General features: G+C 43.7%; 15 protein-coding genes. 12 read left to right on the forward strand and 3 right to left on the reverse strand.

Going from position 1 to position 20,696, the window contains the following annotated elements; all coding sequences use genetic code 11:
• Positions 1–80 precede the first annotated feature (80 nt).
• The 12 genes from ACPYIV_RS17030 (at position 81) to ACPYIV_RS17085 (ending at position 18,271) form a co-directional block, all read left to right on the forward strand.
• Entirely contained in the window at positions 81–614 is a 534-nt protein-coding gene (locus ACPYIV_RS17030) for an RNA polymerase sigma factor (protein ID WP_293740698.1), read from the forward strand.
• 64 nt (positions 615–678) lie between these two features.
• Positions 679–1,662 (forward strand): FecR family protein, encoded by a 984-nt coding sequence (locus ACPYIV_RS17035; protein WP_301705625.1) that lies wholly within the window; start codon positions 679–681, stop codon positions 1,660–1,662.
• Between the two features lie 193 nt (positions 1,663–1,855).
• Positions 1,856–5,095 (forward strand): TonB-dependent receptor, encoded by a 3,240-nt coding sequence (locus tag ACPYIV_RS17040; protein ID WP_425884194.1) that lies wholly within the window; start codon positions 1,856–1,858, stop codon positions 5,093–5,095.
• Positions 5,096–5,114: 19 nt separating this feature from the next.
• On the forward strand, positions 5,115–6,722 hold the full coding sequence (locus tag ACPYIV_RS17045) for a RagB/SusD family nutrient uptake outer membrane protein (protein WP_300762658.1): 1,608 nt from the start codon (positions 5,115–5,117) through the stop codon (positions 6,720–6,722).
• Between the two features lie 113 nt (positions 6,723–6,835).
• Positions 6,836–8,473 (forward strand): hypothetical protein, encoded by a 1,638-nt coding sequence (locus ACPYIV_RS17050; protein WP_301705629.1) that lies wholly within the window; start codon positions 6,836–6,838, stop codon positions 8,471–8,473.
• Positions 8,474–8,483: 10 nt separating this feature from the next.
• On the forward strand, positions 8,484–9,602 hold the full coding sequence (locus tag ACPYIV_RS17055) for a glycoside hydrolase family 88/105 protein (protein ID WP_293734689.1): 1,119 nt from the start codon (positions 8,484–8,486) through the stop codon (positions 9,600–9,602).
• Between the two features lie 99 nt (positions 9,603–9,701).
• A complete protein-coding gene (locus ACPYIV_RS17060) occupies positions 9,702–10,946 on the forward strand; it encodes a 3-phosphoshikimate 1-carboxyvinyltransferase (RefSeq protein ID WP_301705959.1) in 1,245 nt (414 codons plus the stop codon).
• Between the two features lie 77 nt (positions 10,947–11,023).
• Positions 11,024–11,446 (forward strand): phospholipase, encoded by a 423-nt coding sequence (locus ACPYIV_RS17065; RefSeq protein ID WP_293734691.1) that lies wholly within the window; start codon positions 11,024–11,026, stop codon positions 11,444–11,446.
• Positions 11,447–11,490: 44 nt separating this feature from the next.
• Positions 11,491–12,294, forward strand: coding sequence for a metal ABC transporter permease (locus tag ACPYIV_RS17070; protein WP_301705635.1), 804 nt, complete (start codon positions 11,491–11,493; stop codon positions 12,292–12,294).
• A gap of 7 nt (positions 12,295–12,301) precedes the next feature.
• Entirely contained in the window at positions 12,302–15,931 is a 3,630-nt protein-coding gene (locus tag ACPYIV_RS17075) for a tetratricopeptide repeat protein (RefSeq protein ID WP_425884198.1), read from the forward strand.
• A 31-nt stretch (positions 15,932–15,962) separates the two neighbouring features.
• On the forward strand, positions 15,963–16,859 hold the full coding sequence (locus ACPYIV_RS17080) for a HEPN domain-containing protein (protein ID WP_425884200.1): 897 nt from the start codon (positions 15,963–15,965) through the stop codon (positions 16,857–16,859).
• 929 nt (positions 16,860–17,788) lie between these two features.
• Complete coding sequence (locus tag ACPYIV_RS17085) at positions 17,789–18,271, forward strand: hypothetical protein (RefSeq protein WP_425884202.1); 483 nt, start codon at positions 17,789–17,791, stop codon at positions 18,269–18,271.
• A gap of 102 nt (positions 18,272–18,373) precedes the next feature.
• Here ACPYIV_RS17085 and uxaC read toward each other — a convergent pair whose 3' ends face one another.
• The 3 genes from uxaC to ACPYIV_RS17100 form a co-directional block, all read right to left on the reverse strand.
• On the reverse strand, positions 18,374–19,777 hold the full coding sequence (gene uxaC, locus ACPYIV_RS17090) for a glucuronate isomerase (RefSeq protein WP_425884204.1): 1,404 nt from the start codon (positions 19,775–19,777) through the stop codon (positions 18,374–18,376).
• A 102-nt stretch (positions 19,778–19,879) separates the two neighbouring features.
• A complete protein-coding gene (locus tag ACPYIV_RS17095) occupies positions 19,880–20,548 on the reverse strand; it encodes a bifunctional 4-hydroxy-2-oxoglutarate aldolase/2-dehydro-3-deoxy-phosphogluconate aldolase (protein WP_300762553.1) in 669 nt (222 codons plus the stop codon).
• A gap of 3 nt (positions 20,549–20,551) precedes the next feature.
• Positions 20,552–20,689 carry a hypothetical protein gene (locus ACPYIV_RS17100; protein ID WP_293734699.1) on the reverse strand — a complete coding sequence of 46 codons (138 nt, stop codon included), beginning with the start codon at positions 20,687–20,689 and terminating at the stop codon, positions 20,552–20,554.
• Positions 20,690–20,696 lie beyond the last annotated feature (7 nt).

The following is a 20,696-nucleotide window of genomic DNA, read 5'->3' on the forward strand; positions in this document are numbered from 1 at the left end:
TTTGAAAAAGTTCATGTTTCCGGTTTCAATCCAAAATTTATTGTATATTTGGGCACTAAGGAGATAAACCGAATAAGAGTATGTCTAATACCACAGATGAAAAATTGATAGAGGCGATCAGGAAAGATGATTACATCAGTTATAATAAACTGTTTGAGCGTTATTATGGTCGCCTTTGCCAATATGTTTACAGCTTGCTTATGAATAAAAGTGATACGGAAGATGTTGTACAGGAGCTATTTCTAACTATATGGAAAAACCGGGGAAAAATTGAAATTAAAGAGCATGTTAGCGGATATCTTTATCGTATGGCTAAACATTTGGCATTGAATCATCTCCGTTCAAAAGTCTATTTTAATAACCTGTCGGAAACTCAGGATCAACTATCGTATGAAGACAACCGGGTCGAGTCTGAAGAATTTAGGATTGCCCTTTATGGTTGTATCGACCATCTTCCCGATCGCTGTAAAGAAGTGCTGTTGCTACACCGAATAAAAGGATTGAAGCAAAAAGAGATCTCGGAAAAACTCGATATCTCGGTAAAAACGATTAAAAATCAGATTTGGACATCTCTCCAGAAGCTGAAGAAATGTTTGGAATTAAAAGGAATATAATTTTTTTCGGGTCCGGAATAGGACCTTTTTTTATTTGTAGTGTCATATGATAAAAGCAAGATTCATGGGAGAACATAAACATATAAAAGACTATATCGTCGACTATTTACTGGAAGATGAAGATGAGAAACGTCTTGATCCGGTATTGGCTGAGTGGTTAGCCGAAGATGAATCTCATAGAAAAGAATTTGATTTGTATAAGAAGATTTGGGAAGAATCCTACCGTTATACAGAGTCTGAGATTTTTGATCCTGATCTTGCATGGGAAGAGGTTAACAAGATAAACCGACAGAAAGTATATCTTCGAAAATCTTGGAAAAACATATTATATGCTGCTTCCGGGGTTGCCGCATCTTTATTGGTAGTGCTGGCCTTATCTTTTATGGGAGCTTTTCAGAAAGGATCGGAGGTGCTGGTCAGTATGAGTGCTGATTATGGAAATCGTTCGGAGATCATTTTGCCGGACGGATCTTTGGTTAAACTGAACTCTGGCTCTGAGGTCGTTTATTCTTATGACCCGGCAAGGAAAATGCGGGAAGTTAATTTCCAGGGTGAAGGATTTTTTGATGTGTCCAAAAGTAAGGAACCTTTTGTTATAAAAATGGCCGGAGGTTTAAGTGTAAAAGTCTGGGGCACTTCTTTCAACTTGCAGGCGTATGCAGATGATCCGGTTATCCAAGCTTCTTTGGTTGAGGGATGTATCGAACTGGAGAAAGGGAACGAGAAATTGAGAATGAAGCCGGGCGAAATAGCTGTTTTCGATAGAGGAACAAATAAGATTAAACAGGTAGAAGGTATTTTGTCCCATTCTTATGGCTGGTTGGACAATAAATTATATATGGAAGATATGTCTCTCTCGGTTGTTTGCAAATATCTGGAGAGATGGTATGATGTGGAAATTGTGCTTGAACCGGGATTGGGAGAAAAGATCCGTTATAACGGAGTTATACAGGAAGAGACCGTAACAGACGTTATGGATGCTTTGTCCCGCCTAAGTAATATAAGCTATCATGTAAAAGGAAAACATATAAGTATAACCTCTAAATAGAATTGCCTATGAAGTAGAATGCCATGAATACACAAAAACGGGAAATGGTGCAACATCTCCCGTTATGAGTTTGATCGCGAAATTAGTGTTGGAAGCACTAATAATTAACTAACAATCAATATACAAATATATGAATTTTTTTAATACGTTAGAGTTGGACCAGTCTTCAACTCTTAAAAAGATATTATCTATTATGAAATTGACAGTCGTTTTTTTGATTGCATTTTCTTTGCAGATTTCTGCATCTGTATATTCGCAGACCACAAAGTTATCATTGAATGTACAGAATCAGTCAATAAAGGAAGTCCTTTATTTGATCGAAAATCAATCCGATTTTCGATTTATTTATGAGAGTGGAAAGATTAATCTGGATAAAAAGGTTTCTGTTAAAGTGAAGGAACAGTCAGTAGAGGCTGTGTTGAGGCAACTGTTTAATAGTGAAGGTATTGATTATGAAATCACGGAGAACAACCTTATTCTGATAAATCCTTCGCCAGAACAATTGAAATTTGTCGGTCAAGATAAATCCCAAGCTAAGAAAAAAGTTACTGGTATTGTTAGAGACCAGAATGGCGAACCGATTATCGGGGCAAATGTTGTGGAGAAGGGAACGACGAATGGGACAATTACGGATGTTGATGGTAGGTTCTCTTTGGATGTATATTCTAAAGGAACACTTTTGGTCAGCTATATTGGATTTACTTCGCGTGAACTGGTTATTGGCAACCAGAGTAGCATAGAGGTTCAGCTAAAAGAAGATACGGAAGCGTTGGATGAAGTCGTTGTAATAGGTTATGGAACAGCGAAGAAGAAAGATTTAACAGGGGCAATCACGCAAATACGCGCTGAAGAAATAACGCAGGCGAATAGTCCTAATATCGGTGCAGCCTTGCAAGGAAAAATTCCAGTTGACATTGGAGGTGTGTGGAAACCGGGAAAAAATCCTACCATTGAAATCCGTGGCATTAGTTCCATAACGGGTTCGAATGATCCATTGTGGGTGGTGGATGGAATTCCGATGCAAAGTTCGAGTGTGAATCTGAACCCCAATGATGTTCAATCTATTGATGTTTTGAAGGATGCTTCAGCATCGGCTATTTATGGGGCAAGAGGATCCAATGGGGTAATCATTGTAACGACTAAACGGGCAGAAGCAGGAGAAAGTTCAATAAAGGCTAGTTATAATGGTTGGGTTGGATTTGACAAGGCTGCGGGAAAACCGAATTTGATGTCTGCTGATGAATTTGTGGATTTTAAGCGTATAGCATTAGCTAATGCCGGCCAGGATAATTCCGATGAGGCAATGTTCGATGATATCGAATTGAACTCATGGAAAAATAGAACTTTTACTGATTGGTTCGATGAAGTATGGGGCGGTACAGCTTTCTCCACAAATCATAATGTGACGATCAGTGCATCAAGCAAGAAAACAGCGACTATGCTTTCATTAGGCTATTTGGATCAGGGTTCATTGGTTGATAATGCCGGATATAAACGGTTTAATGTGAATTTTAATAATACATTTAAGTTCTCGGATCGTTTAAAATTTACGACGGCGGTTTTGGGGTCTTATTCTAAAAACGATGCTCTTCCGGATCGTATTTATCATATTTATCAGTTATCTCCATTAGCTCCTGCTAGAGACGAAAACGGGGAGTTAAAATTATATCCAACTCCAAATGAATCTTTGGTTACGAATCCATTGTGTGAAATTCAGAATAATCAAAATTCAGCAGATGAATATGGGGTGATCGGTTCAGCTGCTTTAGATTGGAATATATGGGATGGATTATCCTATAAATTCTCAGTCGGGTTGGATTATAGCAACACTAATAAAGGTGTTTACCAGGGAAGCGATACTCGTGATAGAAGCGGTGGAGCACATGCGGCAAGTTTTGATAGTCGTACTCGTTTGTCTTCAATCATAGATAATATTTTATCTTATAATAAAGAGATCAATACTATACATAAAATAGGAGCAATGGCTGCATTTAATGTGGAACAGTTCCAGGAAAAGTCCGTTTATCTGAAAGGCACAGATATGTATTATGATGGGTTGTATTATAATTTGGAGGCAGCCTCTACGATTTTGGATAAGAAAACAACTTTGTCGGAATGGGGGATTATGTCTTTGATGGGGCGTTTCAATTATACATTGTTAGATCGTTACCTGCTGACTCTTACTTATCGCTATGACGGTTCTTCAAGACTTTCCGATAAAAATAAATGGGCTGGGTTCCCTTCTATGTCTGTCGCTTGGAGACTTTCAGAAGAATCTTTTTTACAGGGAGCAAGATCGAAATTTTTGGATAATTTGAAACTGCGTTTTTCATGGGGTAATACCGGTAATACGAATGTAGATCCTTATGAGACATTAGGAAAATTGTCTAAAACCTATTATTCTTGGAACGAAGCTGCGGCTATTGGAACAATACCTACTGGTATCCCGAATCCGGATTTGAAGTGGGAGAAGACAGAGGAGTATAATGTCGGTTTAGATTTTAGTATGTTCAATTCTCGTTTAAACGGAACGATTGATTGGTATCAAAGAACGACAAAAGATTTGATATTAAAAAGACAATTGCCTGTCACATCTGGTTTTTCAGAGATTTATCAGAATATAGGTAGTACGCGGAATAGAGGTGTCGAACTGACTTTAAACGGTGATATTATCAGGAATACTGAATGGAGATGGAATGTTGGAATTACATTTGCAAAAAATAAGAATGAGATTTTGGACCTCTATGGAGATAAAAAGGATGATGTTGGTTCTAATTACTTTATTGGACATTCTATTCGTTCTTATTATTTATTGGACTTTGTCGGTGTTTGGCAAGAAAATGAGGCAGAAGAAGCGGCAGCTTATGGGGCTAAACCCGGATATCCGAAATACAAGGATATTTATAACAAAGAAGGAGAAGCTCCAAATATCAATTTGAATGATGATCGATATATCATTAGTCGTGATCCGAAGTGGATTGGAAGTTTAAATACTTCTGTTTCTTATAAAGGTTTTGACTTTTATATGAGTATGTATACTCGCCAAGGTGTTAGAGCTTTATCAGATGCGCATAAACAGAGTAGTGACGATCCTGTGAGATATAGAGGGTTTCGTGTGAATTATTGGACACCGGACAACCAGTCGAATGATTATCCTGCTCCTGCAATAAAAGGAACTTATACTGATTTTTCTAATAGTGATTATTTTGTTAAAGATGTCTCTTTTGTCCGTATTTCAAATATTTCATTAGGCTATACTTTACCTAAAGATTTTATCCAGAAATTTAGAATGGAAAATGCAAAAGTCTATATCAATATCAATAATCCTTTTGTCTTTACACCGTTTGATGGTCAGGATCCGCAAGTAGGAACAGATAAAAAATCTTATCCCTCTGTAACATCTTATCAATTAGGTGTTAATCTTAATTTTTAAAATCTAAAAACAAATAGAAATGAAAAAGATATTCTTAACATCGATTATGTTTTTGTCTTTATTCTTCAGTTGCGATATTTTGGAAGAAGCACCGAAGACAGTATTGCCACCAGATGGATATTATAATACTAAAACAGGTATTGAGACGCTTGTAAATGCTTGCTATGCAAGATTGCGATCGTTTTCGGCATCTACAACTAATTTATTGCAGCTGACTGAACAAGGAACAGATCTTTTTGAAGCGGGAGTGGATGGAGATGTGAACTTTGATACTTATAATATTTCTCTTACGGCAGGCCAGATCACAAAAGTGTGGGAAGAATGCTATATCGGTATTAATGCTTGTAATAATGTGACCTATTTTATTAACTCTGTCTCTGATATGTCCGATTCAGATAAAAAGTTACGTGAAGCAGAAGCTCGCTTTTTGAGGGCTTATATGTATTATCACTTGATTATGCAGTTTGGGGATGTGCACTTGTCTCTTGAGCCGACGGTTGGCGTACAGACGGAGGCGAATAGAACTGCAGTCGCACAAATACTGGATGAGGCCATTTATCCGGATCTGCGTTATGCTGTGGAGAACTTGCCTGCACAACAAACTGATTATGGACGTATTGATGTGTATGGTGCTAAATTCTTTCTTTCTTATGTTTTGTTATCTGATGAAAGGAGCGGAAAAGTCGAGTTTGAAGAAGCTGCTCAATTAGCGTCAAGCGTTATTAATGAGTCACAATATACATTGCAAGAAACAAGAGATATGGTCTTTAATCAGGATAATGATATGAATAAAGAAATTATCTGGAGTTTACAGTTTTCGGAAGATGAATCGTTAAGGGAAAATGGGAACCAGACACATTTATATTTTGTTCCGAAATATGATGCTAATATTCCGGGAATGACTCGTACTGTGGAATATGGACGTCCTTATGCCCGTTTTAAACCGACCCAGTTCATGTCGGACTTGTACGACTCTTCCATTGATTCTCGCTATCAGGCTTACTGGCGTGACACGTGGTATGCAACAACTGCGACAGATAAACTATCTGTAGGAGATACTGCTTTTTATCTTCCGAAAGATGCTTGGAGCAAGGCTCAAATCGATTCGAAAAACTATAAAGTTTTTAATCCTGAATTTAGTGAGAGTTTAGGAAGTGATTATAGTACGGTAAGTAATCGTGTATTTTTACATTTGAAGAAATTTGACGATGTAAAGCGAGCTACCATGAATGAAGAAAAAGGAACCAGAGATTGGGTTTGTTTCAGGGTTGCCGAAGCTTATCTTTTGGCTGGTGAAGCTTATTATAGAGCTGGTGATACGGATAATGCTTTGAAATATATCAATACATTACGTAGAAATTGTGCAATCGAAGGAAAAGAAAAAGAAATGGAGATTTCAGCATCCGACTTATCTGTTGACTTTCTTTTGGATGAACGTGCCCGTGAGCTTTGCGGAGAGGGGAAACGCTGGTATGATTTGAAACGATTAGGCAAACTGATCGAAAGGACTGATTTGCATAATCGGAAAGCACACGGTAATATGAAGCCATTCCATGAATTACGCCCTATCCCTCAAAGTCAGATTGATAGATGTACGAATGTATATCCACAAAATCCCCAATGGTGAGGAATAAAATGAAATGTCTTATTAGACTCGTATTGGTGTTTTTCTTTACTATTTCTATCAACTGTAAAGGAGAAGATGTGCCTATAAAAGGATGGATCATATTATCCAATAATATGGATAATGCGATCACAACGATAAAAGCGGCGAAGGATTATAAAATCAACCATCTTCAACTTTCTCATCAGATTATTCATAATCTGATGGAAGTAAAGAATGAATCAGTACGAAATCAGGTAAGAGATCTTACCCGGTTGGCTCATCAGGAGGGAATTGGGGAGGTACTTGTTTGGGATCATAGTTTTTATGCGCTGGATTATTATCCAGCGCAATTTAAAACTGGTCCTCGTGGAACTCTTAATATGGATAATCCGGCTTTCTGGGAGTGGTTTAAGCAGGATTATAGAGGAATGCTTGAACTTATTCCGGAAATAGATGGGCTGGTTCTGACCTTCATTGAAACTGGTGCATATGCGGAAAAGCAATATTCGAATCGGTTAAAAACAAATGAGGAGAAATTGGCTGCTGTAGTAGATGCCGTTGCTGATGTTGTCATTAATGAACGCGGAAAGAAGTTATATATAAGGACTTTTGCCTATTCGAAAGAAGAATATGCAAATACTGTTGGGTGTATCAATCATATTAAGAATGATAAGGTTATTTTAATGATGAAAGAAACCCCTCATGATTTCTTTTTGACTCACCCGAACGATCCTTTTATCGGTAAAATAAATAAACCTACGATAGTCGAATTTGATACGGGAAATGAATATAATGGTCAGGGAGTTATAGCTAATACCTGGCCAGAATATGTGACAAAACGGTGGACTGATTTTATTAAGCGACCGAATGTAATTGGATATGTAGCCCGGACGGATCGGTATGGAACGACAAAATTGGTGGATTCTGCCAATGAGATATTGCTATATGCTTTAAAACGCTCAACTGAGAATCCGGAAATTTTGCCTGATCAGATATATGATGAATATATTTCAACCCGATATGGAGAAAAGGCATTAGAACCGATAAAGAAAGCTTTTGAAAAAGCATACGATATCGTTTTGTCTTCCATGTATATTTTAGGGACAAATGCGGCGAAACATTCATCTATGGATTATGATCCTTATAGTAGCAGCTATGATAGGCATGTTTCGGGGCGGTGGCTGGAACCGCCAGTTGTATTTGTGGAGCATGGGATCAATAAGGAATTTCATTATTGGAAAGATATTGTCAATCATATTGCTCCGGCACGGTTTAAAACAAAAGATTCCCGCTTGGGATTAGAGGCAAGATATGTGATTGATCGGAATTGGGTTACGCCTGTAGAGTTAATGGATAGTCTTTACCTCAGCTATATTATTACAGAAAAACGGTATGGTGTAAGTTTGGCTAACGAGGCATTAGCTGATATAGAACGGGCTGAAGAACTTTTAGACCCTTCAGATTATAAGGATTTATATCGGCTTTTTAGAAGGACCGCTTTGACCGCACAACTTTACGAGGCTGTATCCACTGCCTATTTCGGATTTCGGATATATGCCAAAGGGGAATCTTATCGATATGAAAATCTTGAAGAGCAGATCAGGTCTGCTTTGAATCGAATAGATATCGTTACGGATGAAATGAAAAGTATGGAAGGAGAATATCCTTTAGGGCAATGGGATTGGCTGAAAGATGCAGAAACTGCATTGTCTTATAAAAAGAAGATTCTTACGGGATGGAAAGAGTATAATAATGTTAAATTTGAGCAATAAAATTTGAACGATGAAGTATATTGTGAATTTCCTTGTGACTGTTTGTCTGTTTATGTCTATGACACAGTCAGCAAATGCACAAAAAGACTATTTTAAAGATCTACCGGAAAATTGTTCGCCTGAAAAAGTTGGAGCTATCCTTAGCCGGCATTTTATTCCTTCCAAACACATGTGGTATGGGAAAGGAAAATGGATCCATTATGCAGAAGTTTGTACATGGTATGGAGCGTTAAGATATGCAGAAATAACTGGAGATAAACAATTGGCTGAACAATTAAAGGATCGTTTTGATCTGCTTGTTACAACGGAAAAATCTCATTTGCCTATAATGAACCATGTAGACCTGAATGTGTTTGGTTGTATCCCGTTAGAATTATATAAAATAACGAAGGACAAGAAATATTTGGAAATGGGTTTATCCTATGCTGATACACAATGGACTTTGCCGGCTAATGTAACTTCAGAGGAAAAGGCTTGGGCGGACAAAGGGCTCTCTTGGCAAACTCGTCTTTGGATTGATGATATGTTTATGATAACTATTCTTCAGGCTCAGGCGTATCATACGACAGGAAAACGTGAATATATGGATCGTGCGGTAAAAGAGATGGTTGTCTATTTGGATGAATTACAGCGTTCCAACGGGTTGTTTTATCATGCTCCTGATGTCCCGTATTTCTGGGCAAGAGGGAATGGGTGGATGGCTGTAGGCATGGCAGAATTATTATTGTCTACTCCGGAAGATAATCCGAATCATGCTCGTATTTTAGAGAGGTATCGTCTGATGATGAAAAGTTTAAAAGATTATCAGAATAAAAGCGGTATATGGAACCAGTTGATTGATAAGGCTGATTGTTGGCCTGAAACATCCGGTTCTGCCATGTTTACTTATGCGATGATTATGGGGGTGAAGAAGGGATGGTTAGATGCTGAAGAGTATGGACCTGTAGCAAGAAAAGCATGGATTGCTTTAGTCCCTTGTATTAATAAGGACGGAGATGTGGAAGAAGTTTGTATCGGTACTGGAAAGAAGAATGATCTTCAGTATTATTATGACCGCCCCAGGATTGCCGGTGACTATCATGGGCAAGCTCCGATGTTGTGGTGTACTTATGCATTGTTGTGTAAATAATGATTGTCGGAGAATTATTAAAATAGCTATATCAGGACAATATTAGTCATATCTTCCCAATAAAATCCGTACTTTTGTACTCCATTTTAATGCAGAGATATGAGCTACGTAGTAAAGAGTCCTGTTTCACTGAAAGCTTCCATCAAGCTTCCCGCGTCCAAGAGTATTTGTAATCGTGCGTTGATACTTAATGCGTTGAGCTATAGTCCGTATGAGATTCGGAATTTGTCGGATTGTGATGATACGGAGGTGATGGTGAAGGCGTTGAATTCGAATGATCGTGACTTTGATATTAAAGCCGCGGGGACTGCGATGCGGTTCCTGACGGCTTTTTTGTCTAAGGTAGTGGGCGAGTGGACGATTACCGGGACCCAGCGGATGAAGAACCGGCCGATTAAGATACTGGTGGATGCGCTGAACTCGCTCGGAGCACGGGTGGAATATATGGAAAAAGAAGGCTATCCTCCCCTCCGGATTTTTGGAAGTGCGTTGCAGGGAGGCGAGATTTCGCTTGCCGGCGGGGTCAGTTCGCAGTACATTTCGGCGTTGTTGATGATCGCGCCGCTGATGGAGAAGGGGCTGACGTTGCATCTGGAAGGAACTATTATTTCAAAACCCTATATCAACCTGACATTGCAGTTGATGGAGCAATATGGAGTAAAGGCGGAATGGAACGGGCAGACCATCCGGGTGAAGCCGCAGGATTATAAACCGATACCCTTTACCGTCGAATCCGACTGGAGCGCCGCTTCCTACTGGTATTCCATGATGGCGTTGTCTAAGAATGCTGAAATCGAGTTGTTGGGACTATTTAAGAACAGTTTGCAAGGAGATGCCGCCGGAGCCAAATTGTTTGCACAGCTTGGTGTAGGCACGACCTACACAGACCGGGGCGTTATCCTGAAACACAACGGGAACAGTACGAAAAAGCTGAATTATAACTTCGTAAACGAGCCGGATTTGGCCCAAACCTTTGTCGTTACCTGTGTGTTATTAAATACCCCTTTCCGCTTTACCGGTTTGCAAAGTCTGAAGATAAAGGAAACCGACCGTATCGAAGCGCTTAAAACGGAGCTTCGCAAATTGGGGTATCTCCTGACAGACAGCAACGACAGCATCCTGGAATGGAACGGCGAACGCTGTGAGCCGGAAGCCCATCCTGTGATCGCAACCTATGAAGATCATCGGATGGCAATGGCTTTTGCACCTGCTGCCTTGGTCCTGCCGGAAGGAATTGAGATTGCCGATCCGCAGGTGGTCAGCAAGAGTTATCCGCATTATTGGGAGGATCTGAAAAGCGCAGGTTTTGTTGTTAGCTTGACAGACGGGCATCTGTTCGATTGACAGGAGCTCATCTGTTCGATTGACAGGGAACTTAGACGCGACAGGATGAAAAGTTAAAAAGGAAAAAGAACAAAGATATGTGGTACATCATTACAGGAATAATTGCTTTGGGTGTCGTTGCTGCCATTGCCGGCTATTTTCGGAACCGGAAGTTGCGGAAGATGCTGGAACGTGGGGAGATCACAGAAATCCCGGAAGCACAGGAACTCGTCACAGACGAATGTTGCGGGCAGCATGAAACCTGCGAGCGCGACAGCTTGCTGGCCGCAGTCAGCAAAAAAGTCGAATATTACGACGATGAGGAGTTGGACCGCTTTCAGGGAGTAGAAGCCGATGCATATGACGAAGATGCTGTGAACGAGTTTCGCGATGTGCTCTACACGTTGCAAGAGATAGAAGTAGCCGGTTGGCTGCGCAGCCTCCAATTGCGTGCCATTAATTTGCCGGATGCGCTGAAAGACGAAGCGTTCCTGATTGTCGGCGAACGGCGTATACATTAAGTTCCATCCCCATGGAACAGAAAAAGAATATAAGGAGATAGAAGATGGATTTACTTCAATATGGTTTTTTCCAACATGCCCTTTGGGGTAGCCTGCTCACTGCGGTCGCTTGTGGAATCGTCGGGACGTATATCGTGTCGCGACGGCTTGTTTTTATCAGCGGCGGAATTACACATGCTTCTTTCGGTGGGCTTGGGCTGGGTTTCTATCTCGGGATGAATCCGATCTTGATGGCGATGTTGTTCTCCGTGCTCTCCGCTTTCGGGGTGGAGTGGGTGAGCAAGACGCAGAATGTGCGTGAAGACTCAGCCATTGCCGGTGTCTGGTCGCTGGGGATGGCATTGGGTGTTATCTTCATTTTCCTTACGCCCGGGTATGCGCCTAACCTGTCCGCTTACCTTTTCGGGAATATCCTGACGATTTCGACGGGCGATATTATCTGGATTGCCGCTTTGGCGTTGTTGCTGGTTGTCCTTTTCTCCCTTTTCCTGCGGGAGATCGTTTATGTGGCGTTCGACAGGGATTTTGCCGTGACGCAAGGACTGCCCGTTAAGTGGATAGAATATGTGATGATGTTCTTTATAGCCGTGACGATCGTCCTCTCGATCCGTTTAGTCGGGATCATGCTTCTGATGAGCCTGCTGACGTTGCCCCAGATCACTGTAAACCTTTTTACGTCAGACTTTAAGAAGATTATTTTCGGAAGTATAGCTATCGGCTTTTTAGGATGCGTGGCGGGGCTCGTCCTTTCCTATTTCCTGAATGTGCCTTCCGGAGCGTTTATTATTCTTGTCCTTGTCCTTTTCTTTTTAGTAGTCAAGGCAATAAAAGCCCTCGGCAAGCGTTAAAGGGGAAATGAAGAAAGGTTTCTACTATATAATTGCATTATTAATTGTCTCTTTGTTTTGGTCTTGCAGTACGAAAAAGAACACCAAGGCAAGCCGCTTCTATCATGCGTTCAATTCCCGCTATAATATCTATTTCAACGGAAAGACATCTTTTGACGAAGCGTTGCTTTCGATGCAGAATGGTTATAAAGAAAGCTATTCCGACATGATCCTGATGTATCCGGTCAGCGCGCAACCCAAAGACAAGGCCGAAACCGGAGGCCCCTTCGACCGGGCGATCGAGAAAAGCAATAAAGCGATCAAGCTCCACTCCATCAAGGCAAAGCCGGCCAAGAAACCGGGATGGCGTAACGATCCCAAGCAGCGTGCCTGGCAGGAACAGGAAGAATATAATCCGTTCCTGAAAAAGTGCTGGCTGATGATGGGACAGGCGCAGTTCTATAACGCCGACTTCCTGCAGGCATCTGCCACCTTCTCCTACATTGCCCGCCACTATGCCCATGACGAAGAAGTTGTGGCCGAAGCCCGTCTCTGGCAAGCCCGTTGCTATTCCGAGATGGAATGGTTCTATGAGGCGGAAGATATCTTAGGGAAACTGAATACGAATGGCATCCCCCGCAAGAACCTGAACCAGTACGCGACGGTCTATGCCGACTACTTAGTGAAGAACAAACAATATGAAGAAGCCGTCCCCTACTTCAAGACGGCGATCAAGGCAGAGAAGAACCGCCGCCAGCGTACCCGCATGAAGTACCTGTTGGGGCAGATCTATGCCGAACAGGATCAGAACGGACTTGCCTACCAGATGTTCGGGCAAGTGATCAAAGCCAATCCTCCGTATGAGTTGGAATTTGCCGCCCGCATTCGCCAGACGGAAGTTTTTACCGGCGGGAATTTCCAGAAAGTGGTGAAGATGTTGCAACGGATGGCGAAAAGCGAGAAGAACAAGGACCTGCTCGACCAGGTCTATTATGCGTTGGGCAATGTCTATATGAGCCGTGAAGATACGGTCAATGCCATCCGGAATTATGAGTTGGGCGTGGAGAAAAGCACTCAGAACGGCTTGGATAAGGCGATCTGCCAGATCAAGTTGGGCGACCTTTATTTCCAGAAACGCGACTATGTCAAGGCACAGCCCAACTTTAGCGGTGCTTTGTCCGGCATCCGGAAAGAATATAAAGATTATGAACGGGTCTCCAAACTGTCCGCTATCTTGGACGAGTTGGTCGTACATGTGGAGGCGGTTCATTTGCAGGATAGCTTGCAAACGCTTGCCAAAATGCCGGAGGCGGAACGTCTTGCCGTGATCGATAAGATCATCGAACAGGTGAAGAAGGAGGAAGAAGAAGCCAAAGCGCTTGCCGAGAAAGAAGCCTATCTGGCGGAACAGGAGGCAAAAGGCACCGGCATCGACCGGCCGGGAACGGAAACGGGCGGCATCACCTTGCCGACGACATCCGGCGGCTCCGGTTTCTACTTCTACAACCCGCAGGCCGTATCGCAGGGAAAGACCGCTTTCCAGCGTAAGTGGGGACGGCGTGCGCTCGAAGACAACTGGCGCCGCCGCAAGAAAGAGATGTCTACTTTCAACGAGAATATGGAGGGTGAAGAAGATATGGCATCGGCAGATTCCATAGCAGTGGGAGCCGACGGACAACCTCTACCTGCCGATTCGCTCGAAGCCGGCCTGGAAGCGGTCGCATCCGATGACCCGAAAACGCGCGAATACTACATCCAGCAACTTCCGTTGACGCCCGAAGATATAGAAGCATCCAACATCATCATAGAAGACGGCCTCTATAACATGGCCATGATCTATAAAGACAAGCTTGAAGACATCCCGCTGGCCACCGAAGCCTTTGAAGAACTGGAACGCCGTTTCCCGAAGCATAACCACTTGTTGGAAAGCTACTACCAGGTCTACCTGATGGCGCTTCGTTCCGGCAACACAACGCTGGCTACCGCCTATAAGAATAAGTTGGTCACGACTTTCCCGGAATCGGATTATGCGGTTGCGATTGCCGATCCGAACTATGAATATAATATCCGGATGATGGACAAGGTGCAGGATTCGATCTACCAGGCGACCTATGCGAGCTATCTGGCGGAAGACACCGTCACCGTCCGTCGCAACTACCGCAATGTCAGCGCCAAATACCCGTTGGCAGACCTGATGCCTAAGTTCATGTTCCTCGAAGCGTTGACTTATGTGCAGGCCGGGGATGCCGAAGGTTTCAAGAACGCCTTGAAAGCACTGGTTGAGAAATATCCGACCGCCGATGTGACGGAACTGGCGGGCGAGATGCTGAAAGGTGTCCTCCGTGGCCGCATGATGGTCCAGGGCGGTATCAAGGGAATGAGCTGGAACCTGCGCTTCGGCCTGGGGGAAGACGGTATGCTTTCGGCTGCCGATTCGGCCCGTACGTTCACGGCAGAGCCGAACACATCCTACCGGATGATGCTGATGTACCCGACCGGAACACTCGACCGGAACCAGTTGCTTTTCGCCGTTGCCGCCTATAACTTCGCCAACTTTATGGTGAAGGAGTTCGACCTGAGCTTTGAAGAGGCTGGGCCGATGAGTATGCTGACGATCCACGGCTTCTTCAACTTGGATGAAATCCTCCATTATTATAAGATGATCTACGGGGCAGACGGCTATGCAACCGCGCTGGACAAGAATGTCGCCATCCTTCCGATCTCCGACGACAACTACGAAACGCTGATGCGTGGAAAGACGCTTGAGGAATATGTCGACTTCTTCCAGGAGAACTTCGGCGAGGCCGCTCCCGAACTGGCCGCCCGTTGGAAAGCTCGCATGACTGCCGAACAGATCAAAGAAGAAGAAGCAAAAGCCGAGGCGGAAGAAACAAAAGCACAGGATTCTGACAACATTCCGGAGGAAACACCTGGCACAGAAGTCCGGGAAGAAAAGCCCGAACCGGTCAAGAAGACCGTCCGTCCGAAAGAACAACAGAAGCAGCAGGCCGCAGAACAGTCAGTCGTAAAAGACACGATCCCGGTTGAACTCCCGGCGGCCGACACGACAACTGTCCGCAAGGCCGAGACGATCCTTCCTGCCGTTGCTGATACCGCCTTCGTGCAACCGGCTGCAAAAGATACGGTCGTTCCGGCATCATCCGACACCGTCCCCGCCGTTGTCGTTCCTGTCGAACAACCGAAGGAACTCACGCTGAAAGAGATCGAAGCGCTCCGCAAGCGCGAAGCTGCTGAAGCCGAAGCCCGCAAGGAAGAAGCCCGCAAAGCATTCGAAGCCCAGCAGAAAGCCGAGAAGGAATTGCAGGAAAAGAAAGCAAAAGAAAACGAAGAACTTCTGAAGAAGCAGAAAGCCGAAGAAGAAGCTTTGCTGAAAGCTAAAGCCGAACGGGAAAAACAACTCGAACGTGACCGCAAAGCTAAACTGCAACAGGTCGAAGCCGAACGCAAGGCGAAGCTCAAAGCCCGCGAAGAACTGCGCAAGCAGAAAGAGCGCGAGTATAAGGAGCGCCTGAAACAAAAGGAAAAAGAGCGTAAGCAGAAGGAACGCGAATACAAAGAAAAGCTGAAAGCCAAAGAAAAAGCCCGCCGCGAAGCCCAAAAGGCCAAAGAGGCGGCGGCTAAGGCGAAAAGAAGATAAAATACATTTGTCACACATAGAATAACGAAGCATGAAAACATCCATCAACTACCTTCCCGAACAGAAACGGGAGGACCTCAGAAGAATTGTCAAGTGCGTGCTGGAAGTACTTCCTGATTGCGAGATGATAATCCTTTATGGAAGTTATGCCCGAAATACATACGTTGATTACGACCAACGTATCGAATATGGCGTGCGCACCTGTTTTATGAGTGATTATGATATTTTGGTTGTGACCGCTACCCGCTTCCAAAATTTTGCCATCAATAATATACTGAACAAGGCTATAGACAATTATTATAAAGGAAAGAACCCGTACGAATCGACCACCATCCAGTTTATTAATGAAAGCATCGACGACCTGAATAAAGCCATCCTTAAAAACCGTTATTTCTATACGGACATCAAACGCGAGGGCATTATGCTTTATGACAGCGGGCGTCATAAACTGGCTCGTCGCCGTAAACTGAACTTTCAGGAGATAAAGGAGCTGGCAGAGGAGTATTACACAGAAAAGTTTGAACATGCAAATAGTTTCTTGCGCAGTGCCTGCCATTCATACAGTGATCAGGATTATAAAATAGCATCATTCCATCTTCATCAGGCTTGTGAGAATTACTATAAAAGTCTCATTTTAACTTTTACGTTGTATAGCCCCAAAGAGCACAGCCTGATAGAGTTGTCAGCCAAAGCTAAAACACATTCCCTGGACTTATCCAAAGCTTTTCCCCGCGATACGGAAGAGGAAAAGCGGCTTTTTGATCTGTTGCAGAATGCGTACATTCAGGCTCGCTACAACAAACTCTTCCGCGTCACCAAAGAAGATATTGAAGCGCTTATTCCCAAAGTGGAACAGCTTCGGGATATCACCAGGCAAAGCTGTGAGGAGAGAATCAGGACCTATGCCGCAAAGTCAAAGAAAAAATAATATTGCATCCTCTTATCATGATTTTATAAATAAATTATGCAATTATCACCGACACCCGACACCTTTCCGCGCAATTTGCTGATCCATATCTACTTAACAGGTGTCGGTTCCCTTCTCTAACCGACACCCACCGACACCCGCTTTTCCCTTTTTGCAGGACAATAACCCACCCTTCATCCCCTTTCAAAAAGAACCCGATATTACAAACTACCCCAAAGCATGCAGTAAACTAATCCAAACCATGCAGTGAACAAAATCATGGCATGCATGAAACTATCCATACCTGCTTACTACCAATCCGCAATACATTGTACAACCTATAGAGCATACATTGTACTATGTATCGCCAATAAGTAGTACTACCTATTCATACTTCCCTGCATCTTCCGATTTAGTTTACTGCATATCCTGACTTAGTTCCCCGTATCTTTTGACTTAGTTGAAAGAAAGACACCGCGAAGGGGAGGAAGATGGCGGTAAATGATGATTTACCGGTGTCCCCATGTCTCTTTTCTTTTGCCGTCTGCTTCAGCAGACGGTAGATAATATTCTCCGGCAAAGCCGGTTCCTTTGTGGGATTCATCCCCTTTAAAAACAAAATATATCTTGCTTCCTTTCATATCGTCTGCTGAAGCAGACGGCAAAAGAAAAGAAACAGGGCGGATGCCGATAAATCATCATTAATGATTCTATCTGGCAATTTATATGGAAGACATTATCCTGAGCCTTGTCCTTGACAAATATCTGGTAAACCATACTCTTCTTTGCAGCATGAATATAAGAACAAAAATATGCCGGACGAAAATGATAAACAAATCGCCCGGCATATCTTTGAATCCCTTTCGAATAAATGGTTAAGTAAATATAATAGTGGTGACAATAGCATGGAAATCTTCACTACATTTGTAGTGAACTGAAAAATTTACACCATGACAAAGTTTTTTATTATTCCAAACACAATATTGTTATATGTCGTTCTGATCTCTTTGCTCCCTTTCCAGGCGAAAGGTTTTGAGCCGGTAAAAGGAAATGAGATTACGGTAAATTACTTATCATTTTCCTGCATGAACACTCATCAGAACGATGGTAATGATTTCCTGAAATATACTCGAAAAGCGAAGCAACTTAAGGTCGCAGGAGGCATCAGCCTTGGATTGGGATTGGGTACGTTGCTTTTTTGGGGTGCACTTCGCGCTGCTGCAAATTCAACTTTTTCAGATCCCATAGATGCAGGTTTGCTGGCTACTTCCATAGGTTTGTGTGGAGCCAGTGTTCCGCTGTTCGTATGTTCGTCTAAAAGCAAAAAGAAAGCTCTTTCTATCGGTGCTGGCAGCCAATTCATGCCTGTTCCGACTATGAGGAGAACAATCCGGCGGCAACAACCGGCGATTGCTGTACGCATTGACTTCTGAACAATATTCTTCTTTGCAGCATGAATATAAGAACAAAAATATGCCGGACGAAATGATAAACAAATCGTCCGGCATATCTTTGAATTGTTGTATTCAGATTGTTTAGAATCCGAAATACCCTTTTGCGTTATTATAACTGATATCTTCGACCATCTTACCGATGAACGGCAGTTCGGATGCCGGCAGCAAACCGTCTTCCACTTCGCGGCCCAGGATGTTACACAGGATGCGGCGGAAGTATTCGTGACGCGGGTAAGAAAGGAAACTGCGTGAGTCCGTCAGCATACCGACGAAGCGGCTCAGTAATCCCAGGTCTGACAATGCGTTCATCTGTTTTTCCATGCCGTGGATCTGATCTAAGAACCACCAACCGGAGCCATACTGCATCTTGCCCGGAACCGTGCCGTCGTTGAAACTGTAGATTGTCGTCATCAGCAGTTCGTTATCGCGCGGGTTCAGGTTGTAGAAGATGGACTTTGCCAGCATGCCTTCTTCGTCCAAACGGCTCAGGAAGCGGGCCAGCGGAGTAGCGACCTCTGCATCGCCGATCGCATCGTAGCCGGTATCGGGCCCTAACTTCTTGAACATACGGGCGTTGTTGTTGCGGGTTGCACCATAGTGGAACTGTTGTACCCAGTCGCTCTTGGCATCCATAACGGCAAACTCGTACAACATGGCGGAGCGGAATTTGTCGATCTCTTCGGCCGTCAACTCTTTCTTCATGCGCGCCTTCAAGAAGATAGCCTCGATCTCAGCATCCGTGTAAGGCTCTGCATAGAAGGTGGTCAGACCGTGGTCGGACAGGCTGCAACCTTGTGATGCAAAGAAGTCGTGACGTTTCTGCAAAGCGTCGATCAGGTTCTTGAAGTTGAGGATCGACATATCGGCAGCGGCTTCCAGCTTGGTCAGATATTCGTTATACGCATCGACATTCTCGATCGCCATAGCCTTGTCCGGGCGCCAGGCAGGAAGAACTTTGGTCTTCAGGCCGCTTTGGCGGATTTGGGCGTGGTATCTCAAATCATCGATCGGGTCGTCGGTCGTGCAAACGACTTCCACGTTCATGCGTTCCATGATTGCCTGGGCGCGGAATTCGGGTGTCTGCAGCTTGGCTGTACATTCGTCGTAGATCTCGCGGGCGGTAGACGGGTTCAGCACCTTGTCTACGCCGAAGATACGGCTCAGTTCGAGGTGGGCCCAGTGATACAGCGGGTTGCGCATGGCATGCTGCATGGTTTCGGCCCATTTTTCAAACTTTTCGTAAGACGGCTTGTCTCCCGTGATGTATGCTTCGGGCACGCCGTTGGCACGCATCGCACGCCATTTATAATGGTCGCCACCCAGCCATATTTCCGTCAGGTCGGCAAACTGGTAGTTGTCGGCTATCTGCTGGGGAATCAGGTGGCAATGATAATCGATGATTGGCATTTTCGCTGCATGTTCGTGATACAGTTTCTGAGCCGTATCGGACTGGAGCAGGAAATTTGAATCGAGAAAGGATTTCATGATTTATGATTTATGATTTATGATTTCTGAATTATGAATTATGATTTCTGAATTATGATTTATGCGCTGATGATAAATTATAAATCATAATTCAGAAATCATTTACCGGTATTTTTTGATGGTAGCCAGTGCGTCGCGGCAAAGTGAGGAGATAGCTTCCCAGTTGCCGGTTGCGATCATTTCGTTCGGGAACAGTTTGGAGCCCATACCTACGCAGGTCACGCCAGCCTTGAACCAGGCCGACAGGTTTTCTTCTGTCGGTTCAACGGCCCCTGTGGCCATGATCATGGACCAGGGCATCGGAGCCTTGATGTTCTTCACAAATGACGGTCCGCCTACGTTGCCGGCAGGGAAGATCTTGCACAGGTCGCAACCTACTTCCTGGGCGAAACCGATTTCCGAAACGGAACCGCAACCCGGTGTATACGGAACCAGGCGGCGGTTACAAACCTTCGCGATCTCAGGGTTGAACAGCGGGCCGACGATGAAGTTCGCACCCAATTGCAAATACAGGGAAGCTGTTCCGGCATCCACGATAGAGCCGACACCCAGTACCAGATCGGGACATTCTTTTGCGGCGAACTTGTTGAGTTCTGCAAATACTTCGTGGGCGAAGTCACCGCGATTGGTGAATTCGAATGCACGGACACCACCTTCATAGCAGGCTTTGACAACCTGCTTTGCAACTTCTACATCTTTATTGTAGTAAACAGGTACCATTCCTGTGCTGACGATCGCGTCGAGTACCTGCATTTTATTGAATCTTGCCATAGTTTATTTTTTAATTTCTCTTCTTAATATTGCTGTCCCCCAGGAATAAATGAAAAGCTCCCAGTCTTCTTTCGCCCATTTATTCAACTCTTTTTCTAAAGAAAAGAGAGGGCTGATTACTTTATATTCGTACTTAGCCATTTTAAAT

The sequence above is a fragment of the Parabacteroides vesiculifaciens genome (assembly GCF_049860805.1).
Taxonomy (GTDB): domain Bacteria; phylum Bacteroidota; class Bacteroidia; order Bacteroidales; family Tannerellaceae; genus Parabacteroides.